The 25,956-nt window shown below is 53.6% G+C and carries 24 protein-coding genes and 2 tRNA genes; 6 read left to right on the top strand and 20 right to left on the bottom strand.

Annotated elements, in window-relative coordinates; translation table 11 throughout:
• Nucleotides 1-98 precede the first annotated feature (98 nt).
• Nucleotides 99-641, top strand: a complete 543-nt coding sequence (locus AC0XWG_RS10100) for a type 1 glutamine amidotransferase domain-containing protein (RefSeq protein ID WP_128348208.1) — start codon at nt 99-101, stop codon at nt 639-641.
• Here AC0XWG_RS10100 and AC0XWG_RS10095 read toward each other — a convergent pair.
• Entirely contained in the window at nt 621-1,055 is a 435-nt protein-coding gene (locus AC0XWG_RS10095; RefSeq protein WP_028017058.1) for a YhbP family protein, read from the bottom strand. The genes AC0XWG_RS10100 and AC0XWG_RS10095 overlap by 21 nt on opposite strands.
• Nucleotides 1,056-1,069: 14 nt before the next feature.
• Between AC0XWG_RS10095 and AC0XWG_RS10090 the strand changes: the two genes are divergently transcribed.
• Nucleotides 1,070-1,399 (top strand): GIY-YIG nuclease family protein, encoded by a 330-nt coding sequence (locus tag AC0XWG_RS10090; RefSeq protein WP_475680771.1) that lies wholly within the window; start codon nt 1,070-1,072, stop codon nt 1,397-1,399.
• On the opposite strand, the gene AC0XWG_RS10085 is transcribed toward AC0XWG_RS10090, so the two are convergent.
• A complete protein-coding gene (locus AC0XWG_RS10085) occupies nt 1,386-1,889 on the bottom strand; it encodes a GNAT family N-acetyltransferase (protein WP_028017056.1) in 504 nt (167 codons plus the stop codon). The genes AC0XWG_RS10090 and AC0XWG_RS10085 overlap by 14 nt on opposite strands.
• Entirely contained in the window at nt 1,883-2,407 is a 525-nt protein-coding gene (gene ubiT, locus AC0XWG_RS10080; protein ID WP_028017055.1) for a ubiquinone anaerobic biosynthesis accessory factor UbiT, read from the bottom strand. Before ubiT ends, AC0XWG_RS10085 begins: the two co-directional genes overlap by 7 nt.
• Before the next feature lie 211 nt (nt 2,408-2,618).
• Between ubiT and ubiU the strand changes: the two genes are divergently transcribed.
• The 3 genes from ubiU to AC0XWG_RS10065 all read left to right on the top strand — a co-directional run bounded on the left by ubiU (nt 2,619) and on the right by AC0XWG_RS10065 (nt 5,591).
• Nucleotides 2,619-3,614 carry a ubiquinone anaerobic biosynthesis protein UbiU gene (gene ubiU, locus AC0XWG_RS10075; RefSeq protein WP_028017054.1) on the top strand — a complete coding sequence of 332 codons (996 nt, stop codon included), beginning with the start codon at nt 2,619-2,621 and terminating at the stop codon, nt 3,612-3,614.
• A gap of 7 nt (nt 3,615-3,621) precedes the next feature.
• Complete coding sequence (locus tag AC0XWG_RS10070) at nt 3,622-4,500, top strand: U32 family peptidase (RefSeq protein WP_108091078.1); 879 nt, start codon at nt 3,622-3,624, stop codon at nt 4,498-4,500.
• Nucleotides 4,501-4,589: 89 nt separating this feature from the next.
• Nucleotides 4,590-5,591: a luciferase-like monooxygenase gene (locus AC0XWG_RS10065; protein WP_108091079.1), complete on the top strand. Its 1,002-nt coding sequence runs from the start codon at nt 4,590-4,592 to the stop codon at nt 5,589-5,591.
• Nucleotides 5,592-5,648: 57 nt separating this feature from the next.
• Here AC0XWG_RS10065 and mtr read toward each other — a convergent pair whose 3' ends face one another.
• The 12 genes from mtr to AC0XWG_RS10005 form a co-directional block, all read right to left on the bottom strand.
• Entirely contained in the window at nt 5,649-6,893 is a 1,245-nt protein-coding gene (mtr, locus tag AC0XWG_RS10060; protein ID WP_028014544.1) for a tryptophan permease, read from the bottom strand.
• Between the two features lie 142 nt (nt 6,894-7,035).
• Nucleotides 7,036-8,925: a DEAD/DEAH family ATP-dependent RNA helicase gene (locus AC0XWG_RS10055; RefSeq protein WP_028017050.1), complete on the bottom strand. Its 1,890-nt coding sequence runs from the start codon at nt 8,923-8,925 to the stop codon at nt 7,036-7,038.
• Nucleotides 8,918-8,998, bottom strand: a complete 81-nt coding sequence (yrbN, locus tag AC0XWG_RS10050) for a protein YrbN (protein ID WP_097533792.1) — start codon at nt 8,996-8,998, stop codon at nt 8,918-8,920. The genes AC0XWG_RS10055 and yrbN overlap by 8 nt, the downstream gene beginning before the upstream one ends.
• Nucleotides 8,999-9,105: 107 nt before the next feature.
• Nucleotides 9,106-9,990, bottom strand: coding sequence for a lipoprotein NlpI (nlpI, locus tag AC0XWG_RS10045; protein ID WP_008501476.1), 885 nt, complete (start codon nt 9,988-9,990; stop codon nt 9,106-9,108).
• A gap of 108 nt (nt 9,991-10,098) precedes the next feature.
• On the bottom strand, nt 10,099-12,237 hold the full coding sequence (gene pnp / locus AC0XWG_RS10040) for a polyribonucleotide nucleotidyltransferase (RefSeq protein ID WP_028017049.1): 2,139 nt from the start codon (nt 12,235-12,237) through the stop codon (nt 10,099-10,101).
• Nucleotides 12,238-12,479: 242 nt separating this feature from the next.
• The gene (gene rpsO, locus AC0XWG_RS10035) at nt 12,480-12,749 is read right to left on the bottom strand and encodes a 30S ribosomal protein S15 (RefSeq protein ID WP_003861789.1); all 270 of its coding nucleotides are present in this window, start codon (nt 12,747-12,749) and stop codon (nt 12,480-12,482) included.
• A 154-nt stretch (nt 12,750-12,903) separates the two neighbouring features.
• A complete protein-coding gene (truB, locus tag AC0XWG_RS10030) occupies nt 12,904-13,854 on the bottom strand; it encodes a tRNA pseudouridine(55) synthase TruB (protein WP_475680552.1) in 951 nt (316 codons plus the stop codon).
• On the bottom strand, nt 13,854-14,258 hold the full coding sequence (gene rbfA / locus AC0XWG_RS10025; RefSeq protein WP_003024988.1) for a 30S ribosome-binding factor RbfA: 405 nt from the start codon (nt 14,256-14,258) through the stop codon (nt 13,854-13,856). The genes truB and rbfA overlap by 1 nt, the downstream gene beginning before the upstream one ends.
• A gap of 89 nt (nt 14,259-14,347) precedes the next feature.
• Complete coding sequence (gene infB / locus AC0XWG_RS10020) at nt 14,348-17,038, bottom strand: translation initiation factor IF-2 (RefSeq protein WP_028017047.1); 2,691 nt, start codon at nt 17,036-17,038, stop codon at nt 14,348-14,350.
• Between the two features lie 24 nt (nt 17,039-17,062).
• The gene (gene nusA / locus AC0XWG_RS10015) at nt 17,063-18,565 is read right to left on the bottom strand and encodes a transcription termination factor NusA (RefSeq protein ID WP_028017046.1); all 1,503 of its coding nucleotides are present in this window, start codon (nt 18,563-18,565) and stop codon (nt 17,063-17,065) included.
• A gap of 28 nt (nt 18,566-18,593) precedes the next feature.
• Nucleotides 18,594-19,046 (bottom strand): ribosome maturation factor RimP, encoded by a 453-nt coding sequence (gene rimP / locus AC0XWG_RS10010; protein ID WP_475680551.1) that lies wholly within the window; start codon nt 19,044-19,046, stop codon nt 18,594-18,596.
• A 207-nt stretch (nt 19,047-19,253) separates the two neighbouring features.
• Nucleotides 19,254-19,330, bottom strand: a tRNA-Met gene (locus tag AC0XWG_RS10005).
• Between the two features lie 286 nt (nt 19,331-19,616).
• Here AC0XWG_RS10005 and argG point away from each other — a divergent pair.
• On the top strand, nt 19,617-20,963 hold the full coding sequence (gene argG, locus AC0XWG_RS10000; protein ID WP_028017045.1) for an argininosuccinate synthase: 1,347 nt from the start codon (nt 19,617-19,619) through the stop codon (nt 20,961-20,963).
• Nucleotides 20,964-21,079: 116 nt separating this feature from the next.
• Here argG and AC0XWG_RS09995 read toward each other — a convergent pair.
• The 5 genes from AC0XWG_RS09995 to ftsH form a co-directional block, all read right to left on the bottom strand.
• A tRNA-Leu gene (locus AC0XWG_RS09995) sits at nt 21,080-21,166 on the bottom strand.
• Nucleotides 21,167-21,175: 9 nt separating this feature from the next.
• Nucleotides 21,176-21,508: a preprotein translocase subunit SecG gene (gene secG / locus AC0XWG_RS09990; protein ID WP_023309338.1), complete on the bottom strand. Its 333-nt coding sequence runs from the start codon at nt 21,506-21,508 to the stop codon at nt 21,176-21,178.
• Nucleotides 21,509-21,731: 223 nt separating this feature from the next.
• Complete coding sequence (gene glmM, locus AC0XWG_RS09985; protein ID WP_028017044.1) at nt 21,732-23,069, bottom strand: phosphoglucosamine mutase; 1,338 nt, start codon at nt 23,067-23,069, stop codon at nt 21,732-21,734.
• Nucleotides 23,062-23,910: a dihydropteroate synthase gene (gene folP / locus AC0XWG_RS09980; protein WP_475680550.1), complete on the bottom strand. Its 849-nt coding sequence runs from the start codon at nt 23,908-23,910 to the stop codon at nt 23,062-23,064. The genes glmM and folP overlap by 8 nt, the downstream gene beginning before the upstream one ends.
• A gap of 98 nt (nt 23,911-24,008) precedes the next feature.
• Nucleotides 24,009-25,943 (bottom strand): ATP-dependent zinc metalloprotease FtsH, encoded by a 1,935-nt coding sequence (ftsH, locus tag AC0XWG_RS09975; RefSeq protein WP_028017042.1) that lies wholly within the window; start codon nt 25,941-25,943, stop codon nt 24,009-24,011.
• Nucleotides 25,944-25,956 lie beyond the last annotated feature (13 nt).

The following is a 25,956-nucleotide window of genomic DNA, read 5'->3' as shown; positions in this document are numbered from 1 at the left end:
CCCCTTTACAGAATTGTCCGTTTGCGAACTTAGCGTGGTTGACCACACTTAGAAGTCTGTTACAGGTAAGTATTTACCACAAGCGGAGAAAAATCAGTCTGAAGCCAAAACAACGGAGGAAGCATGGGCAAAAAATCGCAGTCTTGATTACCGACGAGTTTGAAGATTCAGAATTCACCTCTCCAGCCGAGGCGTTCCGCAAGGCGGGACATGAGGTCATCACCATTGAGAAAGAAGCGGGCAAAACGGTGAAAGGCCATAAGGGCGAGGCCAGCGTGACCATCGACGAGACTATCGATAACGTTAGCCCGTCAGATTTTGACGCCTTGCTGTTACCTGGCGGCCATTCACCGGATTCCCTGCGCGGCGACGAACGCTTCGTGACCTTTACACGGGACTTTGTCTCTACCGGCAAACCGGTCTTTGCCATCTGCCACGGCCCGCAACTGCTCATCAGCGCTGAGGTTGTACGCGGGCGTAAGCTCACGGCTGTGAAACCGATCGTTATCGATCTGAAAAATGCGGGAGCCGAGTTTTACGATCAGGAAGTGGTCAACGACAAAGACCAGCTGATCACCAGCCGAACCCCAGACGATCTTCCGGCATTTAACCGCGAAGCGCTACGCCTGCTCGGCGCGTAGCCAGTGCAGCTTCTTGCCAAAGCCCAGCGTGTTGTCGGTAAATTTCAGCTCATCAAGGCGGATTTCCCATACCGGGGCTTTTAGCGCAGCGGCAACCGGAAAGCGGCGCGTGTAAAGCTTACGACGCGCGTCGCTCTCTTCTCCGTCCAGACGACGGATTTCCCCTTTAAACTGCACCCCACGGATCAATGCGACCGTTTTAGGCTGGCCATTCACCGTGCCCGCGACCTCCGCCTGCTGGCCAGTCATCTGCGCATGACGTGTCTTATCTTCACTCATGATATAAAAGGCCACACGCTCCGGATCGTAGTAGTAAAACGCGTTTGCGCACCACATCTCACCCTCGCTGTACACGCACCAGGTGACGACATGCTGTTTCGCCAGCCAGCGGTTAATGGTGGCCAGTGTTTCCATTTTCATTCTCTCTCATGCTATGGTGCGTTCACTTTAACATACTGAATCTGTTTACCGTGTGCTGGTTTCTCTATCTTGTCCGAACCGCTGATAACGCACTCTACACCGGGATCACTACCGATGTGGCGCGGCGTTTTTTACAACATCAAACGGGAAAAGGGGCAAAAGCACTGCGGGGGAAAGGAGAACTACAACTCGCCTTTTCAGCACCTGTTGGTGACAGATCGCTGGCGCTAAGACTGGAATACCGTATTAAGCAGTTGACGAAGCGCCAGAAAGAGCGCCTCGTGAGCGGAGACGGCTCGTTTGAGGCGCTACGCGAGCACCTGATTAAAAGCGATTGAAATGGTCGTGGTACTCGACCAGGCCATTGACCCCGTTGAGCGCGTCGTCCGCCAGACGATGGACCTGGAAAGCAGATTCCGTACCCGGCCAGCGGCAGCGCAGATCGTAATGCGCGGCCTGCTCAAAGCCCAATCGTCCATAGAACGCCGGATCGCCCAGCGTGACAACGGCTGCATAACCGAACTCATTGAGCGAATCCAGCCCTTCATAGACCAGCTGACGTGCCAGCCCTTGCCCGCGATAGTTTTCATCTACCGCCAGCGGTGCCATTCCCACCCACTGAAGATCTTCGCCCTGAACGATGACCGGACTGAAGGCCACATAGCCGACCACCTGACCTTCGTCATCGGTAGCAACCAGCCCCAGCGTAATCAGGCCATCTTCACGGAGATCGTGGACCAGTTGGGCCTCGGCATCGCTCTCAAAAGAGCGGCGTAGCAACGCATCAATTCCCGGTGCATCAATCCCAATTTCAACTCGAATCAGCATGGCTCACCTACTGAAGTGTGTTTGCTTTCCGGCGGGCTTTTCAGCCCAGCCTCAACGAAATCTGCCATTTGCATCAACATGACACGCAGCGCTTTTGGCATCTGCTCCAGCTCAATGGCATCCATTAAATTCTTAACGTACAGGCCCAGCTCCGTATCGCCTTCAATGACCAGACGACGCTGGAAGAAGAGCGTATCCGGATCTTGCTTACGCGCGGCAATCATCAGCAGATCGCTGGCGTTGGCGCTAAAGCTCACATCCGCGTCAGCGGATTCACGTACGATCAGCTGATCATTCTCAACGGAGGTAAACCAGCGTAGCCCGATGTCACGCACTTCAATGCTTAGCCAGCGGCCTTCCAGGAACTCCAGCTCGCCGTCCTGCAGCGCCTGGCGGAACTGCCAGCTCAGGACCTGCTCCAGCACCTGGCGTTTAAGCGCGAACGGTGCCAGCTTGACCGGCACGCTCAGCATTGATGGACCAAATTGTACGAGACGTGAACGCAGTTTATCCAGCACGAGCTTTACTCCCTGATATCTATAGTCCTGCTATTTTGCCATATCCGAAGCGCAACATAGCGGCGTAAATCAACAAACCGTCGTCCGCCGTACCTCATTATTGGTGCCATCAATACGCCATTAGCTGCCTTAAATCAAAAATTGTCGCGTATGGGTTAATTAAAATCCCAGCTCGTTAACAATTTTGCGATCGACTACATCAGGATAAATTATGGAGCTGCTCTGCCCAGCCGGAAACCTTCCGGCGCTTAAGGCGGCCATCGAAAATGGGGCCGATGCGGTCTATATCGGGCTGAAAGATGACACCAACGCCCGCCATTTTGCTGGCCTCAACTTTACGGAGAAAAAGCTTCAGGAAGCCGTTAACTTCGTTCACCAGCACCGCCGCAAACTGCATATCGCCATCAATACTTTTGCCCATCCTGATGGCTATGCCCGCTGGCAGCGTGCGGTGGATATGGCGGCACAACTGGGTGCGGATGCGCTAATCCTGGCCGACCTCGCTATGCTTGAGTATGCGGCAGAACGCTATCCCCATATTGAGCGCCACGTCTCTGTTCAGGCATCTGCCACTAACGAAGAGGCCGTGCGTTTTTACCATCAACACTTTGACGTGGCCCGCGTGGTGTTGCCGCGCGTGCTCTCTATTCATCAGGTTAAGCAACTCGCGCGCGTCACGCCAGTGCCGCTTGAAGTTTTTGCTTTTGGTAGCCTGTGCATCATGGCTGAAGGCCGTTGCTATCTTTCCTCTTATTTAACCGGTGAATCGCCGAATACCGTCGGGGCCTGCTCCCCTGCCCGATTTGTTCGCTGGCAGCAGACGCCGCAGGGGCTGGAGTCTCGTCTGAATGAAGTACTGATCGATCGCTATCAGGACGGTGAAAACGCTGGCTATCCGACGCTGTGTAAAGGTCGCTATCTGGTCGATGGCGAGCGTTACCACGCGCTGGAAGAACCCACCAGCCTCAACACGCTGGAACTGCTGCCGGAACTGCTGGCGGCCAATATTGCCTCGGTAAAAATCGAAGGTCGCCAGCGCAGCCCGGCGTACGTGAGCCAGGTGGCGAAAGTCTGGCGTCAGGCCATCGACCGCTGCATGGCCGATCCGCAGAACTACGCCCCACAACCGGCCTGGATGGAGACGCTCGGCTCGATGTCCGAAGGCACGCAAACCACGCTTGGCGCGTATCACCGTAAATGGCAGTGAGATAACCATGAAATATTCATTAGGGCCGGTGCTCTACTACTGGTCAAAAGAGACGCTGGAAGATTTTTACCAACAGGCCGCCACCAGCAGCGCCGATGTGATTTATCTCGGTGAAGCCGTGTGCAGCAAACGCCGCGCCACTAAGGTCGGCGACTGGCTGGATATGGCAAAAAACCTGGCCGGAAGCGGCAAACAGGTGGTGCTTTCAACGCTCGCACTGGTACAAGCCTCTTCCGAACTGGGAGAACTGAAGCGTTACGTTGAGAACGGCGAGTTCCTGCTGGAAGCGAGCGATCTGGGCGTGGTGAACATGTGCGCTGAACGCAAGTTGCCGTTTGTCGCGGGTCATGCGCTGAACTGCTATAACGCCGTCACCCTGCGTCTGCTGCTCAAACAGGGGATGACGCGCTGGTGCATGCCGGTAGAACTCTCCCGCGACTGGCTGGTAAACCTGCTGACTCAGTGCGAAGAGTTAGGCATTCGCAATCAGTTTGAAGTGGAAGTGCTCAGTTACGGCCACCTGCCGCTGGCCTACTCTGCCCGTTGCTTTACCGCGCGCTCGGAAGATCGCCCGAAAGACGAGTGCGAAACCTGCTGCATCAAGTACCCGAACGGGCGCAGCATGCTGTCTCAGGAGAATCAGCAGGTATTTGTTCTGAACGGTATTCAGACCATGAGCGGTTATGTCTATAACCTGGGCAATGAGCTGGCATCGATGAACGGGCTGGTAGACATGGTGCGTCTGTCGCCGCTGGATACCAGCGTGTTCGCAATGCTGGACGCCTTCCGCGCCAATGAAAACGGGACATCTCCGCTGCCGCTGACCGCTAACAGCGACTGCAACGGTTACTGGAAGCGCCTCGCCGGGCTGGAACTGCAGGCATAGCGATAAAGTGTAAAGGCTCACTTTGTTAACAACGGTTATTAATTTTTAATGCACTATTAAAAGATTCACCGTCGACAAAGTGAGCTGTTATGACTGATAAAACCATTCCGTTTTCGGTGCTGGATCTGGCGCCGATCCCACAAGGCTCCTCAGCGGGCGAGGCCTTTTCCCACTCTCTGGATCTTGCTCTTCTTGCCGAAAAACGTGGCTATCACCGCTACTGGCTGGCGGAACACCACAATATGGTGGGTATCGCCAGTGCCGCGACATCAGTACTGATTGGCTATCTGGCGGCGAACACCACCACGCTGCATCTGGGATCCGGTGGCGTCATGTTGCCGAACCATGCGCCCCTGGTGATTGCCGAGCAGTTTGGTACGCTCAATACCCTCTATCCAGGGCGCATTGATTTAGGGCTTGGCCGTGCGCCGGGCAGCGATCAACCGACCATGCGCGCGCTACGTCGCCATATGAGTGGGGATATCGACAACTTCCCACGCGATGTGGCGGAACTGGTGGACTGGTTCGATGCGCGGGACCCGAACCCACACGTGCGCCCGGTTCCGGGCTACGGCGAGAAGATCCCGGTGTGGTTGCTGGGCTCAAGCCTCTACAGCGCACAGCTTGCCGCACAGCTGGGGCTGCCATTTGCGTTTGCCTCACACTTCGCGCCGGATATGCTGCATCAGGCGCTGCATCTCTACCGCACGAACTTCAAACCATCTGAACGTCTGGAAAAACCGTACGCGATGGTGTGTATCAACATCATTGCCGCCGACAGCAATCGCGACGCGGAATTCCTGTTCACCTCCATGCAGCAGGCGTTTGTGAAGCTGCGCCGCGGCGAGACGGGTCAACTCCCGCCGCCGGTGGAGAATATGCATCAGCTGTGGTCCGCTTCCGAGCAGTATGGCGTGCAGCAGGCGCTGAGCATGTCTCTGGTGGGCGATAAGGCGAAAGTGCGTCACGGGCTTGAAGCGGTGCTGCGTGAAACGCAGGCGGATGAGATTATGGTTAATGGCCAGATTTTCGATCACCAGGCACGTTTGCATTCGTTTGAGCTGGCGATGCAGGTGAAAGAAGAAATGTAGGGAAGTGTGTTTTGTTACTCCGGCCCTCTCCCGTTGGGAGAGGGTGAAAAGAAGCGTTTACTGATACACAGGCAACAGGTTAAAGCTCGACAGCACGTGCACCAGCGCGTTACCAACACCAAACACCAGAATCAGTGCAATCATCGGCTTGCCGCCCCAGACGCGGAATTTAGGGCTACCGAAGCGTTTACGTGATTTGCGCGCCAGCAGCGCCGGCACAATTGCCGCCCAGATGGTTGCCGCCAGTCCGGCATAGCCGATGGCGTACAGGAAGCCGTTCGGCCACAGCAGGCCACCCACAATCGGTGGCAGGAAGGTCAGCAGCGCAGTTTTGAAGCGCCCCATAGCAGAATCATCAAAGCCAAACAGATCCGCCAGGTAGTCAAACAGGCCCAGCGTTACGCCGAGGAAAGAGCTCGCCACGGCAAAGTTGGAGAACACCACTAGCAAGAGATCCAGACTACGGCTGTTCAGCACACCACTCAGCGCCTGCACCAGCACATCGATGTTACCGCCCTTCTGCGCAATGCCGATAAATTCCGGACGAGGGATGTTACCCATCGTCCCCAGCAGCCAAATCACATACAGACCCAACGCCAGCAGCGTGCCGTAGACCAGGCATTTCACAATCGTACGCGGATCTTTGCCGTAGTACTTCATCAGGCTCGGCACATTGCCGTGGTAGCCGAACGACGCCAGACAAAATGGTAGCGTCATCAGCAGGTACGGCGTGTAGGAGGTATTCACTTCGGCGACGTTAAACAGTGTAGCGGGAGTGACGTGCCCCAGCAGGCTGCCGAAGGTCAGGAAGAAGGTGATGACCTTAGCACCCAGCACAATCGCCGTCATGCGGCTCACCGCTTTGGTACTCATCCAGACGATAAACGCCACGCCAAGGGCAAAACACAGCCCCGCCAGACGCGCCGGAACGTTCAGCGACATCTCCGAAAAGGTGTGGTGCAGAATAGAACCGCTCGCTGAAATATACGCGTAGGTCAGGATGTAAAGCACAAACGCGATGGAGAGGCCGTTCACCAGGTTCCAGCCTTTACCTAAAAGATCTTTGGTAATGGTGTCGAAGCTCGAACCAATACGGTAGTTCAGGTTCGCTTCGAGGATCATCAGCCCGGAATGGAGCATACAGAACCAGGTAAAAACCAGCGCCGCCAGCGACCAGAAGAACCACGCACCGGACATGACCACGGGCAGGGAGAACATCCCGGCCCCAATAATGGTTCCGCCGATGATCACCACGCCGCCAAGCAGCGAAGGTGACGTTTGGGTGGTGGTTAGTGTCGCCATACAGCCATTTCTCCAGTCAATAATGCGGTGATGCATTTTAATGTGCAGCACTGTACCAGTACAGGAGTACAAAAGAAATAAAAAAAGCCCCGATAGCGTTTATCGGGGCTGTATATTTTACTTTACGTCAGTGGCGTAAGGCTTACGCGTCACGACGACGGCTTGAACCTTCGTCACGACGTGGGCCACGGTTTTCACGGCGCTCGCCGGAGAAACGACGACCTTCACCGCCACGACCTTCGCTGCGACCGCCTTCACGACGCTCACCACCGAAACCGCGACCACCGCCACGACGTTCGCCGCCACGGTCAGGACGTGGCTGTGCATCGCCCAGCAGCTGCATGTTCATCGGCTTGTTCAGGATGCGGGTGCGAGTAAAGTGCTGCAGTACTTCGCCCGGCATGCCTTTTGGCAGCTCAATGGTAGAGTGGGATGCGAACAGCTTGATGTTACCAATGTAACGGCTGCTGATGTCGCCTTCGTTAGCGATCGCGCCAACGATATGACGAACTTCAACACCATCATCACGGCCCACTTCAATGCGGTACAGCTCCATGTCGCCCGCGTCACGACGCTCACGACGTGGACGGTCTTCACCACCGCGCTCTGGACGGTCACCACGTGGGCCACGATCGTTACGGTCGCCACGACGTTCGAAGCGATCGTCACGGTCACGGAATTCACGCTTAGGACGCATTGGTGCATCTGGTGGCACGATCAGGCTACGTTCGCCTTGCGCCATTTTCAGCAGTGCTGCAGCCAGAGTTTCCATATCCAGCTCTTCGCCTTCAGCGGTTGGCTGAATCTGCGACAGCAGTGCACGGTACTGATCCAGATCGCTGCTTTCCAGCTGCTGCTGAACTTTCGCGGCGAATTTCTCCAGACGGCGTTTGCCCAGCAGTTCTGCGTTTGGCAGGTCAGCTTCTGGAATGGTCAGCTTCATGGTGCGTTCGATGTTACGCAGCAGACGACGCTCACGGTTCTCAACAAACAGCAGAGCACGACCCGCACGACCCGCACGACCGGTACGGCCGATACGGTGAACGTAAGACTCGGAGTCCATCGGGATGTCGTAGTTAACAACCAGGCTGATACGTTCAACGTCCAGACCACGTGCTGCCACGTCGGTTGCAATCAGGATATCCAGACGGCCGTCTTTCAGACGCTCCAGAGTCTGCTCACGCAGAGCCTGGTTCATGTCGCCGTTCAGCGCTGCGCTGTTGTAGCCGCTACGCTCAAGCGCTTCAGCCACTTCCAGGGTCGCGTTTTTGGTACGAACGAAGATAATCGCCGCATCAAAATCTTCCGCTTCCAGGAAACGTACCAGCGCTTCGTTTTTGCGCATGCCGTATACAGACCAGTAGCTCTGGCTGATGTCCGGGCGAGTGGTGACGCTGGACTGAATACGCACTTCCTGCGGCTCTTTCATGAAGCGGCGGGTAATGCGACGAATCGCTTCTGGCATGGTTGCAGAGAACAGCGCGGTCTGATGACCGTCCGGGATCTGCGCCATGATAGTTTCTACGTCTTCGATGAAGCCCATACGCAGCATTTCATCTGCTTCATCCAGTACCAGGCCGCTCAGTTTAGAGAGGTCCAGAGTACCGCGCTTCAGGTGATCCAGCAGACGGCCAGGCGTACCGACAACAATCTGTGGGCCCTGGCGCAGGGCGCGTAACTGCACGTCATAACGCTGGCCGCCGTACAGGGCAACCACGTTTACGCCGCGCATATGTTTAGAGAATTCCGTCATTGCTTCAGCAACCTGAACAGCCAGTTCACGGGTTGGAGCCAGGACGAGGATCTGCGGTGCACGCAGGTCCGGATCAATGTTGTTCAGCAGCGGCAGCGAGAACGCCGCAGTTTTACCGCTACCAGTCTGGGCCATGCCCAGCACGTCACGACCAGAGAGCAGATGTGGGATACATTCTGCCTGGATCGGAGATGGTTTTTCGTAACCCAGATCGTTAAGGGCTTCAAGGATAGGAGCCTTCAGGCCCAGATCTGCAAAAGTGGTTTCGAATTCAGCCATGTAGTACGAGTGCCTCAATGTCAATGGCGGCCAGTCTACTTAGCTCATCGTGAAAATGATCTGCAATTTTCATTGAAAAGTGTGAACCGGCTCAAATTAGATGTATTGACGAACAACAACGCCCTCACCAGTTAAGGTGATGGCAATCAAAAGATTACGGGCTGATGTTTATGTCGTCAGCTATTGCTGGTCCGATTCTGCCAGGTCGTCTTGCTCCTGGCCCAAGAGCGATAATTCCAACAATGCATAACGGTGCTCAACGAAGTTGTGTACGTTGTTAGCAACCGCTAATTTGAACAGTGCCGTAGCGCTGTCCTTATCCCCCAGACTTAGGTAGTACTTACCTAAATAGAAGTTGGTTTCACTGAGATGCTCAGCGAGCGAGGTGTTATCCGTTGCGTCCGCCTTGAGGCGTTCCATCAGCGTTGCTTCGCTAATGTTGCCCAGGTAGAACTCGACAATGTTCCATCCCCACTGTTCCTTGTCCGATTTATCGAAGCGCTGTTTCAGTGCCTCTTTTGCCTGCTTCTCATCGAGCTTCCGCTCAACGATGTAAAGCCACAGGCTACGGAAAGGATCATTAGGATCGTCTTGATAAAACGCCAGCAGATCATCTTGCGCTAACTTGTCACGACCGCCGTAATATAATGCGATACCGCGATTCAAGTGCGCGTAGTTGTAAGTTGGATCAAGCTCAAGTACAGAATCAAACGCTTCATAGGCAGCATCAAAATTGCCTGCCTGCGTTAAATAAATGCCTAAGTAATTGAATACTTCAGGCATATCAGGTCGGATTGCCAGCGCTTGTGAAAAATCATTTCGCGCCAATGCCCTCAGACCGAGACTATCATACAACACTCCGCGCTCATATAAAAGCTGTGCGCGTTCGTCATCGGTTAAAGCCCGACTGGCAAGAATTTGTTCCATGCGTGCCAGAATCACTTCCTGCTGCAAAGTCGGTTGCAATGGCACTGCGAGGACTTCGCTCTTACGCCAGGCAGAGTTGCTGCATCCTGCCAGCGTTAGAGCTGTCGCAACGAAACACCAGCGCAAAAAAGGCTTCATTTCCCACTCCCGAAGACAACTATTGGATGAACGTCCTGTCCCCCGGCGGCTTAACAAGGCGTCCTGCCTGATAATAGGCCCTCCGCAAAGCGGAGGGCAAATGGCAACTTACTCGCCTTGCTGTTCTGCTGCCTGTGCTTCTGGCGCAGCAGCTGGCTGAGACTGCTCGGTTGCTTCTTTAATGCTCAGACGGATACGGCCCTGGCGGTCAACTTCCAGAACTTTAACCGGTACTTCCTGGCCCATCTGCAGGTAATCGGTCACTTTCTCAACGCGCTTGTCAGCGATCTGAGAGATGTGAACCAGACCTTCTTTACCGCCACCGATGGCAACGAACGCGCCAAAGTCAACGATACGGGTCACTTTACCAGCGTAGATACGGCCCACTTCGATTTCTGCGGTGATTTCTTCGATACGACGGATAGCGAATTTCGCTTTCTCGCCATCGGTTGCAGCAATCTTCACTGTACCGTCATCTTCGATTTCGATGGTGGTGCCAGTTTCTTCGGTCAGAGCACGGATAACAGAACCGCCCTTACCGATAACATCTTTGATCTTGTCTGGATTGATCTTGATGGTGTGAATACGTGGAGCGAACTGAGAAATATCGCCACGCGGTGCGTTAATCGCCTGTTCCATCACGCCCAGGATGTGCAGACGCGCACCTTTAGCCTGGTTCAGAGCAACCTGCATGATCTCTTTGGTGATACCTTCAATTTTGATATCCATCTGCAGTGCAGAGATACCGTCGCGGGAACCCGCTACTTTGAAGTCCATATCGCCCAGGTGATCTTCGTCGCCCAGAATGTCAGACAGAACAACAAAGTTGTCGCCTTCTTTCACCAGACCCATTGCGATACCCGCAACAGCGGCTTTGATTGGCACGCCTGCATCCATCAGCGCCAGAGAGGCACCACACACGGAAGCCATAGAAGAAGAACCGTTAGATTCGGTGATTTCAGAAACCACACGAACGGTGTACGGGAATTTGTCTGCGTCTGGCATCACTGCCAGCACACCGCGCTTCGCCAGACGACCGTGACCAATTTCACGACGCTTCGGTGAACCCACCATACCGGTTTCACCTACGGAGTACGGAGGGAAGTTATAGTGGAACAGGAAGCTGTCAGTACGCTCGCCCATCAGTTCGTCGATGATCTGTGCATCACGGGCAGTACCCAGAGTTGCCGTCACCAGCGCCTGAGTTTCACCACGGGTGAACAGTGCAGAACCGTGAGTGCGTGGCAGTACGCCAGTACGAACGTCCAGACCACGGATCATGTCTTTTTCGCGGCCATCGATACGCGGCTCACCAGCCAGAACGCGGCTACGAACAACGTTTTTCTCGATTGCGTGCAGGATTTCGCCAATTTCGTTAGCGTCCAGCGTTTCGTCTTCAGCAACCAGGGCAGCGGTAACGTCAGATTTGATCACGTCAACCTGAGCGTAACGCTCCTGTTTGTCAGTGATACGGTACGCATCGCTCAGACGAGATTCTGCCAGTGCAGCAACGCGTGCATTCAGTGCGTCGTTTGCCGCTTCTGGCTGCCAGTCCCAACGTGGTTTACCCGCTTCTTTCACCAGGTCGTTGATGTTCTGGATAACAACCTGCTGCTGATCGTGACCGAAGACCACGGCGCCCAGCATCTGGTCTTCGCTCAGCAGTTCAGCTTCGGATTCAACCATCAGGACAGCCGCTTCAGTACCTGCAACCACCAGGTCCAGCTTACTTTCTTTCAGCTCTTCCTGAGTTGGGTTCAGTACGTACTGGTCGTTGATGTAACCTACGCGCGCGGCACCGATTGGGCCATTGAATGGAATACCAGACAGTGACAGGGCAGCAGATGCACCGATCATCGCTACGATGTCCGGGTTAACCTGTGGGTTAACGGAAACAACGGTCGCGATAACCTGAACTTCGTTCACGAAACCTTCCGGGAACAGCGGGCGAACGGGACGGTCAATCAGACGCGCGATCAGGGTTTCGCCTTCGCTTGGACGGCCTTCACGACGGAAGAAACCACCTGGGATTTTACCGGCAGCGTAAGTACGCTCCTGGTAGTTAACGGTCAGCGGGAAGAAGTCCTGACCTGGTTTTGCTTTTTTCTGGCCCACTACGGTCACGAATACCGCGGTGTCATCCATGCTTACCATAACGGCAGCAGTAGCCTGACGTGCCATCATGCCGGTTTCCAGCGTGACGGTATGTTGACCATACTGGAATTTACGAACGATCGGATTCAGCAAAGTTCTGTCCTTTCTTAAATGTTTGACAGCACACCCACGGCGTGCTGTCGATTTAACCCGACCTTCTTCGCATCCTCGCGACTAATGACAACCGACACCCTCATGGGTGAAGCCTCTCATTAGCCGCGCGAACCTCTGCAATGAAGATCATTTATAGCAACAATACAATAGTTTCCAGTGAATTGCTGCCGTCTGGTTGAAAAAAGGGGCCATCAGGCCCCCTTTTCTGAAACTCGCAAGACTTAGCGACGCAGACCCAGACGCTCGATCAGCGCGGTGTAGCGTGCAACATCTTTACGTTTCAGGTAGTCGAGCAGTTTACGACGCTGAGAAACCATGCGCAGCAGACCACGACGGCTGTGGTGATCTTTTTTGTGCTCTGCAAAGTGACCCTGCAGGTGGTTAATCTGTGCAGTCAGCAGTGCAACCTGAACTTCGGTAGAACCGCTGTCGTTAGTACCACGACCAAACTCAGAAACGATTTTAGCTTTAGCTTCAACGCTTAGAGACATTTTCAAACTCCAAAGTATAAAGAATGTAAGGATGCCGATCTCTAATTCAGCAATCCAATGTACGCCCCGCAAATTGTTAAACAATTTACCAGACGTTAAGCGGCAATATTCTACTCGCCTCCCCAGCTTATCGCAAGGTGAGCCGTTATCGCCGTCACGCTTCTACCGGGTATTCGACGACCAGACGGCGCGGCGCAACGCGCCCTTCACCATCCATTTCGCCCATCCCAATAAACTTGCCTTCATCACCTTCAGTCACGCGTACCAGACCTTCCAGCGGCGCATCAGCCGTACGAACGGGGTTTCCGTTCTTAAAGTAAACGGACGATGTTAAAGGAAGATTAACAACAGGGAAGCCCGCTGCCGGACTGTCCATCGGCATCAGCAATGGATCCAGTAAATCTGCCGGAGCAATCCCCTGGGCTTCAGCCTGTTCAACCAACGCGCGAAGATGTTCAAGGGTCACCATCCGCTCTACTGGATACTTACTCACCGCAAGGCGGCGCAGGTAGATAACATGCGCGCCACAGCCCAGTTTTTCACCGAGATCGTCGATGATGGTACGAATATAGGTGCCTTTCGAACAGTGTACTTCCAGCTCCAGCTCATCCCCTTCGTGGCGAATAAACAGCAGTTCATACACAGTTATGGGACGGGCTTCACGCGGGACTTCAATGCCCTGGCGTGCATATTCGTAGAGTTTTTTTCCCTGATATTTCAGCGCCGAATACATCGACGGCACCTGCATCGTGTCCCCACGGAAGCTTTCCAGCGCAGTATCAAGCTGTTCCGCGCTGAATGTCACCGGACGCTCTTCTACCACCTGACCATCCGCGTCGGAGGTATCCGTACGCTGTCCTAGTTTGGCAATAACGCGGTAACGCTTATCGGAGTCGAGCAGATACTGGGAAAACTTTGTCGCCTCCCCCAGACAAACCGGCAGCATACCGGTTGCCAGAGGGTCCAGCGCACCCGTGTGGCCCGCACGGTTGGCGTTAAAAATACGCTTAACTTTTTGCAGCACGTCGTTGCTGGAAGCGCCCTGGGGTTTATCCAGCAGCAGCACACCATGCACGTCGCGACCACGACGACGAGGACGACTCATTAGTCCTCCTTGCTGTCGTCCGCTGGGTTAACACGACGTTCGTCGTCATGTTTCACCACGCTGGTTACCAGGTTAGACATACGCATACCTTCGACCAGCGAGTTGTCGTAGAAGAAGGTCAGCTCAGGCACGATACGCAGACGCATCGCTTTACCAAGCAGAGAGCGGATGAAACCAGAGGCTTCCTGAAGGGCTTTGATACCGTTTTTAACTGCGGCTTCATCCTGATCGTTCAGGAAAGTCACGAACACTTTGGCATACGCCAGGTCACGGGACATTTCTACGCCAGACACGGTGGTCATCATACCCACGCGAGGGTCTTTAATTTCACGTTGCAGAATGAGGGCGATCTCTTTCTGCATTTCCTGCGCTACGCGCTGAGGGCGACCAAATTCTTTCGCCATAATAAATTCTCCAGACAAAAAAGGGGCTAAAGCCCCTTTTTTAAATTATTGCCGGGTGGCGCGAGGCGATCCCGGCCTACAATCGGTCATTAAGCGATGGTACGCTGAATTTCGATGATCTCGAACACTTCGATCATATCGCCAACGCGAACGTCGTTGTAGTTCTTCACGCCGATACCACATTCCATACCGTTACGGACTTCGTTCACGTCATCTTTGAAGCGGCGCAGAGATTCCAGCTCGCCTTCATAGATAACCACGTTGTCGCGCAGCACACGGATTGGGTTGTGACGCTTGATGATACCTTCGGTAACCATACAGCCCGCGATCGCACCGAATTTCGGTGATTTGAACACGTCACGTACTTCAGCCAGACCGATGATCTGCTGTTTCAGCTCAGGAGACAGCATACCGCTCATCGCAGCTTTCACTTCGTCGATCAGGTTATAGATGACGGAGTAGTAACGCAGATCCAGGCTTTCCGCTTCGATCACGCGGCGAGCAGAAGCATCAGCACGCACGTTGAAGCCAACCAGGATGGCGTTGGACGCTGCAGCCAGGGTTGCGTCAGTTTCGGTGATACCACCTACACCAGAACCGATGATCTTCACTTTAACTTCGTCGGTGGACAGTTTCAGCAAGGAGTCGGAGATCGCTTCCACAGAACCCTGAACGTCGGCTTTCAGAACAACGTTCACTTCGTGAACTTCGCCCTCGGTCATGTTGGCAAACATGTTCTCGAGTTTAGATTTCTGCTGACGAGCCAGTTTAACTTCACGGAATTTGCCCTGACGATACAGTGCAACTTCACGCGCTTTCTTCTCGTCACGCACAACGGTCACTTCATCACCGGCAGCCGGAACACCGGACAGACCCAGGATTTCCACTGGAATGGACGGACCTGCTTCCAGGACTTCCTGACCCAGTTCGTTACGCATCGCACGAACACGACCGTATTCGAAACCACACAGGACGATATCGCCTTTATGCAGCGTACCTTCGCGAACCAGAACGGTAGCTACAGGGCCACGGCCTTTATCCAGGAAGGATTCGATAACAGCGCCGCTCGCCATACCGTTACGGATCGCTTTCAGTTCCAGAACTTCAGCCTGCAGCAGGATCGCGTCCAGCAGCTCGTCGATACCGGTACCTGCTTTCGCAGACACGTGTACGAACTGGCTTTCACCGCCCCACTCTTCTGGCATGATGCCGTACTGGGACAGTTCGTTTTTAACACGATCCGGATCCGCTTCTGGCTTATCGATCTTGTTCACTGCAACCACGACCGGCACACCCGCCGCTTTCGCGTGCTGGATAGCTTCGATAGTCTGTGGCATAACGCCATCGTCAGCAGCAACAACCAGAACAACGATATCTGTCGCCTGAGCACCACGAGCACGCATTGAGGTAAACGCGGCGTGGCCTGGGGTATCCAGGAAGGTGATCATACCGTTGTCAGTTTCTACGTGGTAAGCACCGATGTGCTGGGTAATACCACCCGCTTCACCGGAGGCCACTTTCGTAGAACGAATGTAGTCGAGCAGAGAGGTTTTACCGTGGTCAACGTGACCCATGATGGTCACCACTGGCGCACGCGGTTCAGCCGCTGCACCGGTGTCACGGTCGCTCATTACCGCTTCTTCCAGCTCGTTTTCACGACGCAGGATAACTTTGTGGCCCATCTCTTCGGCAACCAGCTGTGCGGTTTCCTGGTCGATAACCTGGTTGATGGTCGCCATTGCGCCCAGCTTCATCATCGCTTTGATGACCTGAGAGCCTTTAACTGCCATCTTGTTCGCCAGATCGCCAACGGTGATGGTTTCGCCAATCACAACGTCACGGTTAACTGCCTGAGCTGGCTTCTGGAAGCCCTGCTGCAGAGAAGAACCTTTACGCTGTTTGCCACCTTTACCACCACGTACCGCTGCACGCGCTTCTTCACGGTCAGCTTTAGACTCGGCGTGTTTATTGCCTTTTTTCGCCGGACGCGCTGCTTTCGCATTGCGACCACGACCACGACCGCCTTCAACTTCACGGTCGTTATCATCTTCAGCCTGACGTGCGTGCTGAGAAGTGGTCACGTGATAGTCGCTGGTATCTTCAGACTGCTCAGCGGTATCAACACCGTTCTTCTCGTTTTCTTCTGCCATACGACGTGCTTCTTCAGCCACACGACGTGCTTCTTCTTCCAGCTTACGACGGGCTTCTTCTTCCGCTTTACGCTTCAGCTCGGCAGCTTCATTTTCACGGCGGGCTTTTTCAGCCTGGGCGGTTTTGGTCATTTCGTCTGTCTGTTGATTGCTCACTTTGTCTTTTTCCGCAGCGTCACGCTTCACTTTATCACTTGCGTCGCGTTTCGCTTTTTCTGCGGCCTCACGTTCAGCTTTTAATTCTGCTTCACGTTTAGCGGTTGCTTCCGCCTCACGCTGAGCTTGTTCTTCCGCTTCACGCTGTGCCTGCTCTTCCGCGGCAAGGCGTTCTGCCTCTTGCGGATCACGTTTTACAAAGGTGCGCGTCTTGCGGACTTCAATTTGTACCGATTTGCTTTTGCCGCCGGTACCTGGGATGTTTAACGTGCTACGCGTTTTGCGTTGCAGCGTTAACTTGTCAGGCGTCGAACCGTGTTCACGGTTCAGATGCGTTAACAAGGTTTGTTTTTCTTGCGCGGTCACCGAGTCATCAGCGGACTTCGGGATCCCTGCATCAGCAAATTGCTGTACCAGGCGGTCCACGGAGGTCTGAATCTCAGCAGCCAGCGATTTTACAGTTACATCAGTCATGCTGTTCCTTCCTGCTACAGTTTATTACGCTTCGTCGCCGAACCAGCAAATATTACGTGCGGCCATGATGAGCTCGCCGGCTTTCTCGTCGGTTAAACCTTCGATATCAGCCAGGTCATCAACGCCTTGCTCAGCGAGATCTTCCAGCGTACAAACACCACGGGCAGCCAGCTTGAACGCAATCGCACGATCAAGACCTTCCAGATTCAGCAGGTCATCAGCCGGCTTCTTATCGCCAAGGCTTTCTTCCTGAGCCAGTGCCAGGGTGGTCAGTGCGTTTTTAGCGCGTTCACGCAGGGCTTCAACGGTTGGCTCATCCAGACCGTCAATTTCCAGCAGCTCTTTCATTGGCACATAGGCCAGTTCTTCCAGCGTAGAGAAACCTTCTTCAACCAGAACAGTGGCGAAATCTTCGTCAATATCCAGGTACTTCGTGAAGGTATCGATCGCCGCGTGGGCTTCAGCCTGATGCTTAGCCTGCAGGTCATCAACGGTCATGACGTTGAGTTCCCAGCCGCTCAGCTGTGACGCCAGGCGAACGTTCTGACCATTACGGCCGATTGCCTGAGCCAGGTTGCCCGCTTCAACTGCGATATCCATGGTGTGTTTGTCTTCGTCAACAACGATAGACGCCACATCAGCTGGAGCCATTGCGTTGATCACGAACTGCGCCGGGTTATCGTCCCACAGAACGATATCAATACGCTCGCCGCCAAGCTCAGTAGAGACAGCCTGAACACGCGCACCACGCATACCGACGCAAGCACCGACTGGGTCGATACGTTTGTCGTTGGTTTTCACCGCAATTTTCGCACGAGAGCCCGGATCGCGAGCCGCTGCTTTAATCTCGATAACTTCTTCGCCGATTTCCGGTACTTCGATACGGAACAGTTCAACCAGCATTTCTGGTTTAGAACGGGTCACGAACAGCTGTGCACCACGCGCTTCAGGACGCACGGCATACAGAACACCGCGAATACGGTCACCTGGACGGAAGTTTTCACGCGGCAGCATGTCTTCACGCAGAATTACCGCTTCAGCGTTACCCGGCATCCCTTCGGATTTGATTTCCAGAGAGATATTGTCGCGGTTCACTTTCTTCACCACGCCAGTAATGATTTCGCCTTCCTGATCGCGGAACTGGTCAACAACCAGCGCGCGCTCGGCTTCACGCACTTTCTGCACGATAACCTGTTTCGCGGTTTGGGTCGTGATACGGTCGAAAGTCACAGATTCAATCTGATCTTCAACGTATTCACCCACGTTCAGACTTTCGTCTTCAAAACGTGCCGCTTCCAGGGTGATCTCTTTGGTCGGCTGGGTCACTTCTTCAACGATTACCCAACGACGGAATGTATCGAAGTCACCGCTTTTACGATCGATTTCTACGCGAACATCGATCTCTTGCTCGTATTTTTTCTTGGTTGCTGTAGCCAGTGCACTTTCCAGCGCTTCGAAAATCTTCTCACGCGGCAGTGATTTCTCATTGGAGACGGCTTCAACAACAGCCAAAATTTCTTTGTTCATCGCGGGCTTTTCACCTCAATCCAGACTGTTAAAAGTGGGGAACCAGGTTCGCCTTCTGGATATTACTCAGCGCGAACACTTCATCTTTGCCTTGGACTGTTACCGTGATCATTTCACCATCAACGGCTTTGATAATTCCCTGCCATTTACGGCGGTTCTGTACGGCCATACGCAGAACGAGAGCCACTTCTTCACCGGTAAAACGCACATAGTGTTCGGCCGTGAACATCGGGCGATCGAGGCCAGGTGAGGAAACTTCCAGGTTGTACGCAACGGTAATCGGGTCTTCAACATCAAGAACCGCACTCACCTGGTGGCTAACATCAGCACAATCATCAACATTGATGCCATCTTCACTATCAATATAGATGCGCAGCGTCGATGTACGGCCGCGAACGAATTCGATGCCGACCAGTTCGTAGCCCAGTGCTTCGACCGGTGCAGTAATCATCTCTGTTAATTTTTGCTCTAATGTGGACAAGCCCACCCCCAAGACATAAAAAAAGGGCGTAAAGCCCAGTTATTCTGTAGTCAGATAACAAAAAACCCCGATAAATCGGGGCTTTAGATAACTGAACCCTATAGCCACAACTGTGGCCTGGAGCACTTTCCGAAAGAATTTTTTCAAATCCAGCTACGAAGGCTCTAAGTCTTCACAGTATATTTGAAAAAGAACTTTATGGGAAAGTGGTTGCGGGGGCCGGATTTGAACCGACGACCTTCGGGTTATGAGCCCGACGAGCTACCAGGCTGCTCCACCCCGCGCCTGAAACGTGGCAAATTCTACGCGTTTTGGACAGAATTTGCAAATAATGCTGGGATTTGGTACCGAAGACGGGACGTAAAATCGGCGTTCAGTATATTGATAGTTGACCCCACCTGTCAAGGCGACTTCCGTCAGAGCAATCAGACCAAAATTTTTACAAAAAACGCAGGAGTCTCTTTCGGTCATCGACAAAAGATGATTAAATGAATACTCACTTATTTTGCATAAAAATGCACAGATAGCGAAAGCGGTCTCTAATCAGTCAATCAAGCAGGGTTTTATTATATGACGACGATTCTCAAGCATCTTCCGGTAGGACAACGTATTGGCATCGCTTTCTCAGGCGGCCTGGATACCAGCGCTGCACTGCTGTGGATGCGCCAGAAGGGAGCGGTTCCGTATGCATATACTGCGAACCTCGGTCAGCCAGATGAGGAAGATTATGATGCGATCCCTCGTCGTGCCATGGAATATGGTGCAGAGAACGCACGTCTGATTGACTGCCGTAAGCAACTGGTCGCTGAAGGTATCGCGGCTATTCAGTGTGGTGCGTTCCATAATACCACCGGCGGCCTGACCTATTTCAACACCACCCCACTGGGCCGTGCCGTGACCGGAACGATGCTGGTTGCGGCCATGAAAGAAGATGGCGTGAACATCTGGGGTGACGGCAGCACCTATAAAGGCAACGATATCGAACGTTTCTATCGTTATGGTCTGCTGACGAACGCTGAACTGCAAATCTACAAACCGTGGCTGGATACTGACTTCATCGACGAGCTGGGTGGCCGTCATGAGATGTCCGAATTCATGATCGCCTGTGGTTTTGACTACAAGATGTCAGTCGAGAAAGCCTATTCCACCGACTCAAACATGCTGGGTGCGACGCACGAAGCGAAAGACCTGGAGTTCCTGAATTCCAGCGTGAAGATCGTTAACCCAATCATGGGTGTGAAGTTCTGGGACGAAAACGTCAAAATCCAGGCGGAAGAAGTGACCGTGCGTTTCGAACGTGGTCATCCGGTTGCGCTGAACGGCAAAACCTTCTCTGACGATGTTGAGCTGATGCTGGAAGCAAACCGTATCGGTGGTCGTCACGGTCTGGGCATGAGTGACCAGATTGAAAACCGTATCATTGAAGCGAAAAGCCGTGGCATCTATGAAGCCCCGGGGATGGCGCTGCTGCATATCGCATACGAGCGTCTGCTGACCGGTATTCACAACGAAGATACCATTGAGCAGTATCACTCTCATGGTCGTCAACTGGGTAAACTGCTGTATCAGGGCCGCTGGTTTGATCCGCAGGCACTGATGCTGCGTGACTCCCTGCAACGTTGGGTTGCAAGTGCAATCACTGGTGAAGTTACGCTGGAACTGCGTCGCGGTAACGACTACTCCATCCTGAATACCGTGTCTGACAATCTGACTTACAAAGCAGAACGTCTGACCATGGAGAAAGGGGAATCTGTGTTCTCTCCGGACGATCGTATTGGCCAGTTAACCATGCGTAACCTGGACATCACCGATACCCGTGCGAAGCTGTTTAACTATGTTGAGAATGGCCTGCTCTCTGCCAGTTCCGGTAATGGACTGCCACAGGTTGAAAACCTGGAGCACAGCGATAAGAAGTAATCGCTGACAAGAAATGCAAAAGGCGTCCGATGGACGCCTTTTTTATGCCTGTTAATCCACAGATTAATCCACAGACGAAAAAAAAGACGTCTTTCGACGTCTTTTTTCTGGAATATTGGTACCGAGGATGGGACTCGAACCCACAAGCCCGTTAGGGCACTACCACCTCAAGGTAGCGTGTCTACCAATTCCACCACCTCGGTACAGAATACTTAGTGCGGGATATCGCTGGTCGGCTTAGCCGGAGCAGCTGGTTGAGTTTGCTCAGTTTTTGCTGGCGCGCTCAGATTTTCCCACTCGCTTCCTTTGCTGGTCTTGTTGCTGTTGATATTGCCAAGCACCAGACTGATGATGAAGAACAGCGTAGCCAGAATCGCCGTTGTGCGGGTCATGAAGTTCGCAGAACCACTTGAACCGAACAGCGTACCGGAAGCGCCTGCTCCGAAGGAGGCTCCCATATCAGCGCCTTTACCTTGCTGCAGCATAATCAGCGCTACGAGAGCGATGGCTACAATAAGGAAAACAACTAAAAGAGCTTCGTACATAATCAACCTGTTCCTTGCGGATTTGCCGCATACCAATGCTTCGACCAATTAGCAGGATTTTTGTTTCCCACTGAAGCGGGTGTGAATACTAACCAAAGCGAATGACCTTCGCAAGGGCATTTTTGACGCATTGTATCAACTGCGGAAAAAAACAGCAAAAAGCCATTAATTGCTCAAAACAAAGGCGACAAAAGCCGCCTTTTTAAACATTTAGCGTGCAAGATTATGCAGCTTTTACGGCATCCGCGATACGGTGCGCAAATTCATTAACCTGCGCTTCGTCTTCACCTTCCACCATGACGCGAATCAGTGGTTCAGTACCAGACTTACGCAACAGTACGCGTCCACGGTTGCCCAGGGCAGCTTCAACATCAGCCATCACCGCTTTCACGTTATCATTTTCCAACGGATCGCCTTTACCGGCGGTAAACCGCACGTTCACCAGGATCTGTGGGAACATTTTCATACCGCTGCAGAGATCGTGCAGGCTCATATGGTTGCGCGCCATGGCAGCAACCACCTGCAGTGCGGCGACAATACCGTCACCGGTGGTGGTTTTGTCGAGCAGAATCACGTGACCGGAGTTCTCTGCGCCAATTCGCCAGCCCTTCTCCTGCAGTTTTTCCAGCACATAGCGGTCGCCAACTTTCGCACGAACAAACGGAATACCAAGCTGTTTAAGTGCCAGTTCCAGGCCCATGTTACTCATTAAGGTACCGACTGCGCCGCCGCGCAACTGACCCTGACGCAAACCTTCACGCGCGATGATATACAGGATCTGGTCACCATCGACCTTATTGCCTTCGTGGTCGACCATGATCACACGGTCACCGTCGCCGTCCAGCGCAATACCCAGATCGGCTTTTTCCGCCAGCACACGCGCCTGCAGGGCACGAACGTCTGTCGCTCCGACCTGCTCGTTAATGTTCAGACCATCCGGCTCACACCCAATGGTAATCACTTTTGCGCCCAATTCACGGAAGACATTCGGGGCAATGTGGTAGGTCGCACCGTTTGCACAGTCCACCACAATTTTGAGATGCGCCAGACTCAGCTCGTTCGGGAATGTCCCTTTGCAGAATTCGATATAACGACCCGCCGCATCGACGATACGGTTGGCTTTACCCAGTTCTGCGGAATCGACACAGGTGATCTCTTTTTCCATTTCGGCTTCGATGGCCTCTTCCACTTCATCCGGCAACTTGGTGCCATCAATGGAGAAGAACTTGATACCGTTGTCATAGAACGGGTTGTGTGACGCCGAAATAACAATCCCCGCTTCTGCACGGAAAGTACGCGTCAGGTACGCGACTGCAGGTGTTGGCATTGGGCCCGTAAAGGAGGCGGATAGCCCGGCAGCCGCAAGACCAGCTTCCAGCGCGGATTCCAGCATATAGCCCGAAATACGGGTGTCTTTACCGATAATGATCTTACGGGAGCCATGACGCGCCAGTACCTTGCCAGCAGCCCAGCCAAGCTTCAGGACAAAATCAGGAGTGATTGGAGCATCGCCTACACGCCCACGGATACCATCGGTACCAAAATATTTACGATTACTCATAGCGTTTGTTTTCCTTCGCTGCCAGTGTGGCTTCCACCACACGCATGGCTTCTACTGTTTCTTTGACGTCATGGACACGGATAATGTGCGCACCTTGCATCGCCGCAATCACCGCGCAGGCCAGACTACCACTCAGGCGTTCCCCTGGCCCCACATTCAGTAACTGACCAATCATCGACTTTCTCGACATCCCCACCAGCAGCGGCAGGTTAAAGTGATGAAATTCCGATAAGCGCGCAAGCAATGCATAATTGTGGGAGAGATTTTTACCGAAACCGAACCCCGGGTCGAGCAGCAATTTCTCTTTTGCGATACCTGCACGTTCGCAGCGCGCAATATGCTCAATAAAGAAGCGATTCACATCGGTATACACATCATCATACTTTGGCGCTTCCTGCATGGTTTTCGGTTGCCCTTGCATATGCATCAGGCAAACCGGCAAGCCGGTTTCCGCAGCGGCTTCAAGTGCGCCAGGTTCGGTAAGCGAACGGATATCATTGATAATGTGAGCACCTACTCTCGCCACTTCACGAATCACTTCTGGCTTGGATGTATCAACAGAGATCCAGACCTCAAATCGCTGTGCTATCGCTTCCACCACCGGTACTACGCGCGCCAGCTCTTCTTCCACAGAAACGTCCGCCGCACCAGGACGCGTCGATTCGCCGCCAACGTCAATGATCGTTGCACCTGCATTGATCATTAAATTTGCGTGCTTAACCGCCTCGATGAGCGTGTTATGCGTACCACCGTCGGAGAAGGAATCAGGGGTAACATTCAGGATCCCCATCACATGGGGATGTGAGAGGTCGAGATGCGAGTCCTGAGCGAATAGTTTCATGGCAAAATCCCTGGTATTTTCAAGGTTAAACAGAAAAGAAAAACCCCGGAGCAAGCTCCAGGGTTTGAGGTACAGACAAACGCTTCAACAGCAGTGACTTACTTATCGCCCAACTGTTCTGACATGGTGTTGCCCGGGTTTGGCGTACGCGGTTCATCAACCGGACGCGGCGCACGCGGGGTGCCATTGTTGTCAGAATTGTTGGAAGCACCTGGGTCTTCCCAGCCTGCTGGCGGACGCACTTCGCGGCGGGCCATCAGGTCGTCAATCTGCGGAGCATCAATGGTCTCATATTTCATGAGCGCATCTTTCATCGAATGCAGAATGTCCATATTGTCGTTCAGGATCTGACGTGCGCGACCGTAGTTACGTTCAATCAGCGCTTTCACTTCCTGGTCGATGATACGTGCAGTCTCATCGGACATATGTTTCGCTTTTGCCACAGAACGACCCAGGAATACTTCACCCTCTTCCTCTGCATACAGCAGTGGACCGAGTTTGTCAGAGAAGCCCCACTGAGTCACCATGTTACGCGCCAGGTTTGTCGCGACTTTAATGTCGTTAGACGCACCGGTAGAAACATGTTCCGCACCGTAGATAATCTCTTCCGCCAGACGACCGCCGTACAGGGTAGAAATCTGACTTTCCAGTTTCTGACGGCTGGCACTGATCGCGTCACCTTCAGGCAGGAAGAAGGTCACACCCAGCGCTCGACCGCGCGGAATAATCGTTACTTTATGCACCGGATCGTGTTCCGGTACCAGGCGGCCGATAATCGCGTGACCCGCTTCGTGATACGCAGTGGACTCCTTCTGCGCTTCGGTCATCACCATGGAGCGACGTTCCGCACCCATCATGATTTTGTCTTTCGCTTTCTCGAACTCCACCATCGACACAACACGCTTGTTACCGCGAGCGGCAAACAGTGCTGCTTCGTTGACCAGGTTAGCCAGGTCCGCCCCGGAGAAGCCTGGGGTACCGCGCGCAATGATTGCTGCGTCAACATCTGGCGCCAGCGGTACGCGACGCATGTGGACTTTCAGAATCTGTTCACGACCGCGAACATCTGGCAGACCCACCACAACCTGACGGTCGAAACGGCCTGGACGCAGCAGCGCAGGGTCAAGTACGTCAGGACGGTTAGTCGCCGCGATAACGATGATACCTTCGTTACCTTCGAAACCGTCCATCTCAACCAGCATCTGGTTCAGCGTTTGTTCACGTTCATCGTGACCGCCACCCAGACCCGCGCCACGCTGGCGGCCTACGGCGTCGATTTCATCGATGAAGATAATGCACGGTGCCGCCTTCTTAGCCTGCTCGAACATGTCACGCACACGAGATGCACCGACACCCACGAACATTTCTACGAAGTCAGAACCCGAAATGGTAAAGAACGGCACCTTCGCTTCACCCGCGATGGCTTTCGCCAGCAGGGTTTTACCGGTACCCGGAGGGCCGACCATCAGGACGCCTTTCGGGATCTTACCACCCAGTTTCTGGAAACGGCTTGGCTCGCGCAGGTATTCAACCAGTTCACCGACCTCTTCTTTCGCTTCGTCACACCCGGCAACGTCAGCGAACGTGGTCTTGATCTGGTCTTCCGTCAGCATACGCGCTTTGCTCTTACCGAACGACATGGCACCTTTGCCACCGCCGCCCTGCATCTGGCGCATAAAGAAGATCCAAACGCCGATAAGAAGCAGCATCGGGAACCAGGAAATGAAGATAGAAGCCAGCAGGCTCGGCTCTTCTGGTGGCTCGCCAACGACTTTGACGTTTTTGGTCAGAAGGTTATCAAGCAGCTTAGGATCGTTCACCGGGATGTAGGTCGTGTAACGGTTACTATCTTTCTTGGTAACGTTGATCTCACGTCCGTTGATACGCGCTTCGCGAACCTGGTCCTGATTGACCTCCTGCAGGAAGGTAGAATAATCCACCTTGCGGCCATTCGACTCGCTGGGCCCAAAGCTCTGGAATACTGACATCAGCACAACGGCAATGACCAGCCAGAGAATTAGGTTTTTCGCCATGTCACTCAAGGGA

It is taken from the genome of Enterobacter sp. DVT3837 (genome assembly GCF_056238685.1).
This window is presented reverse-complemented; position numbering and strand designations above follow the sequence as displayed.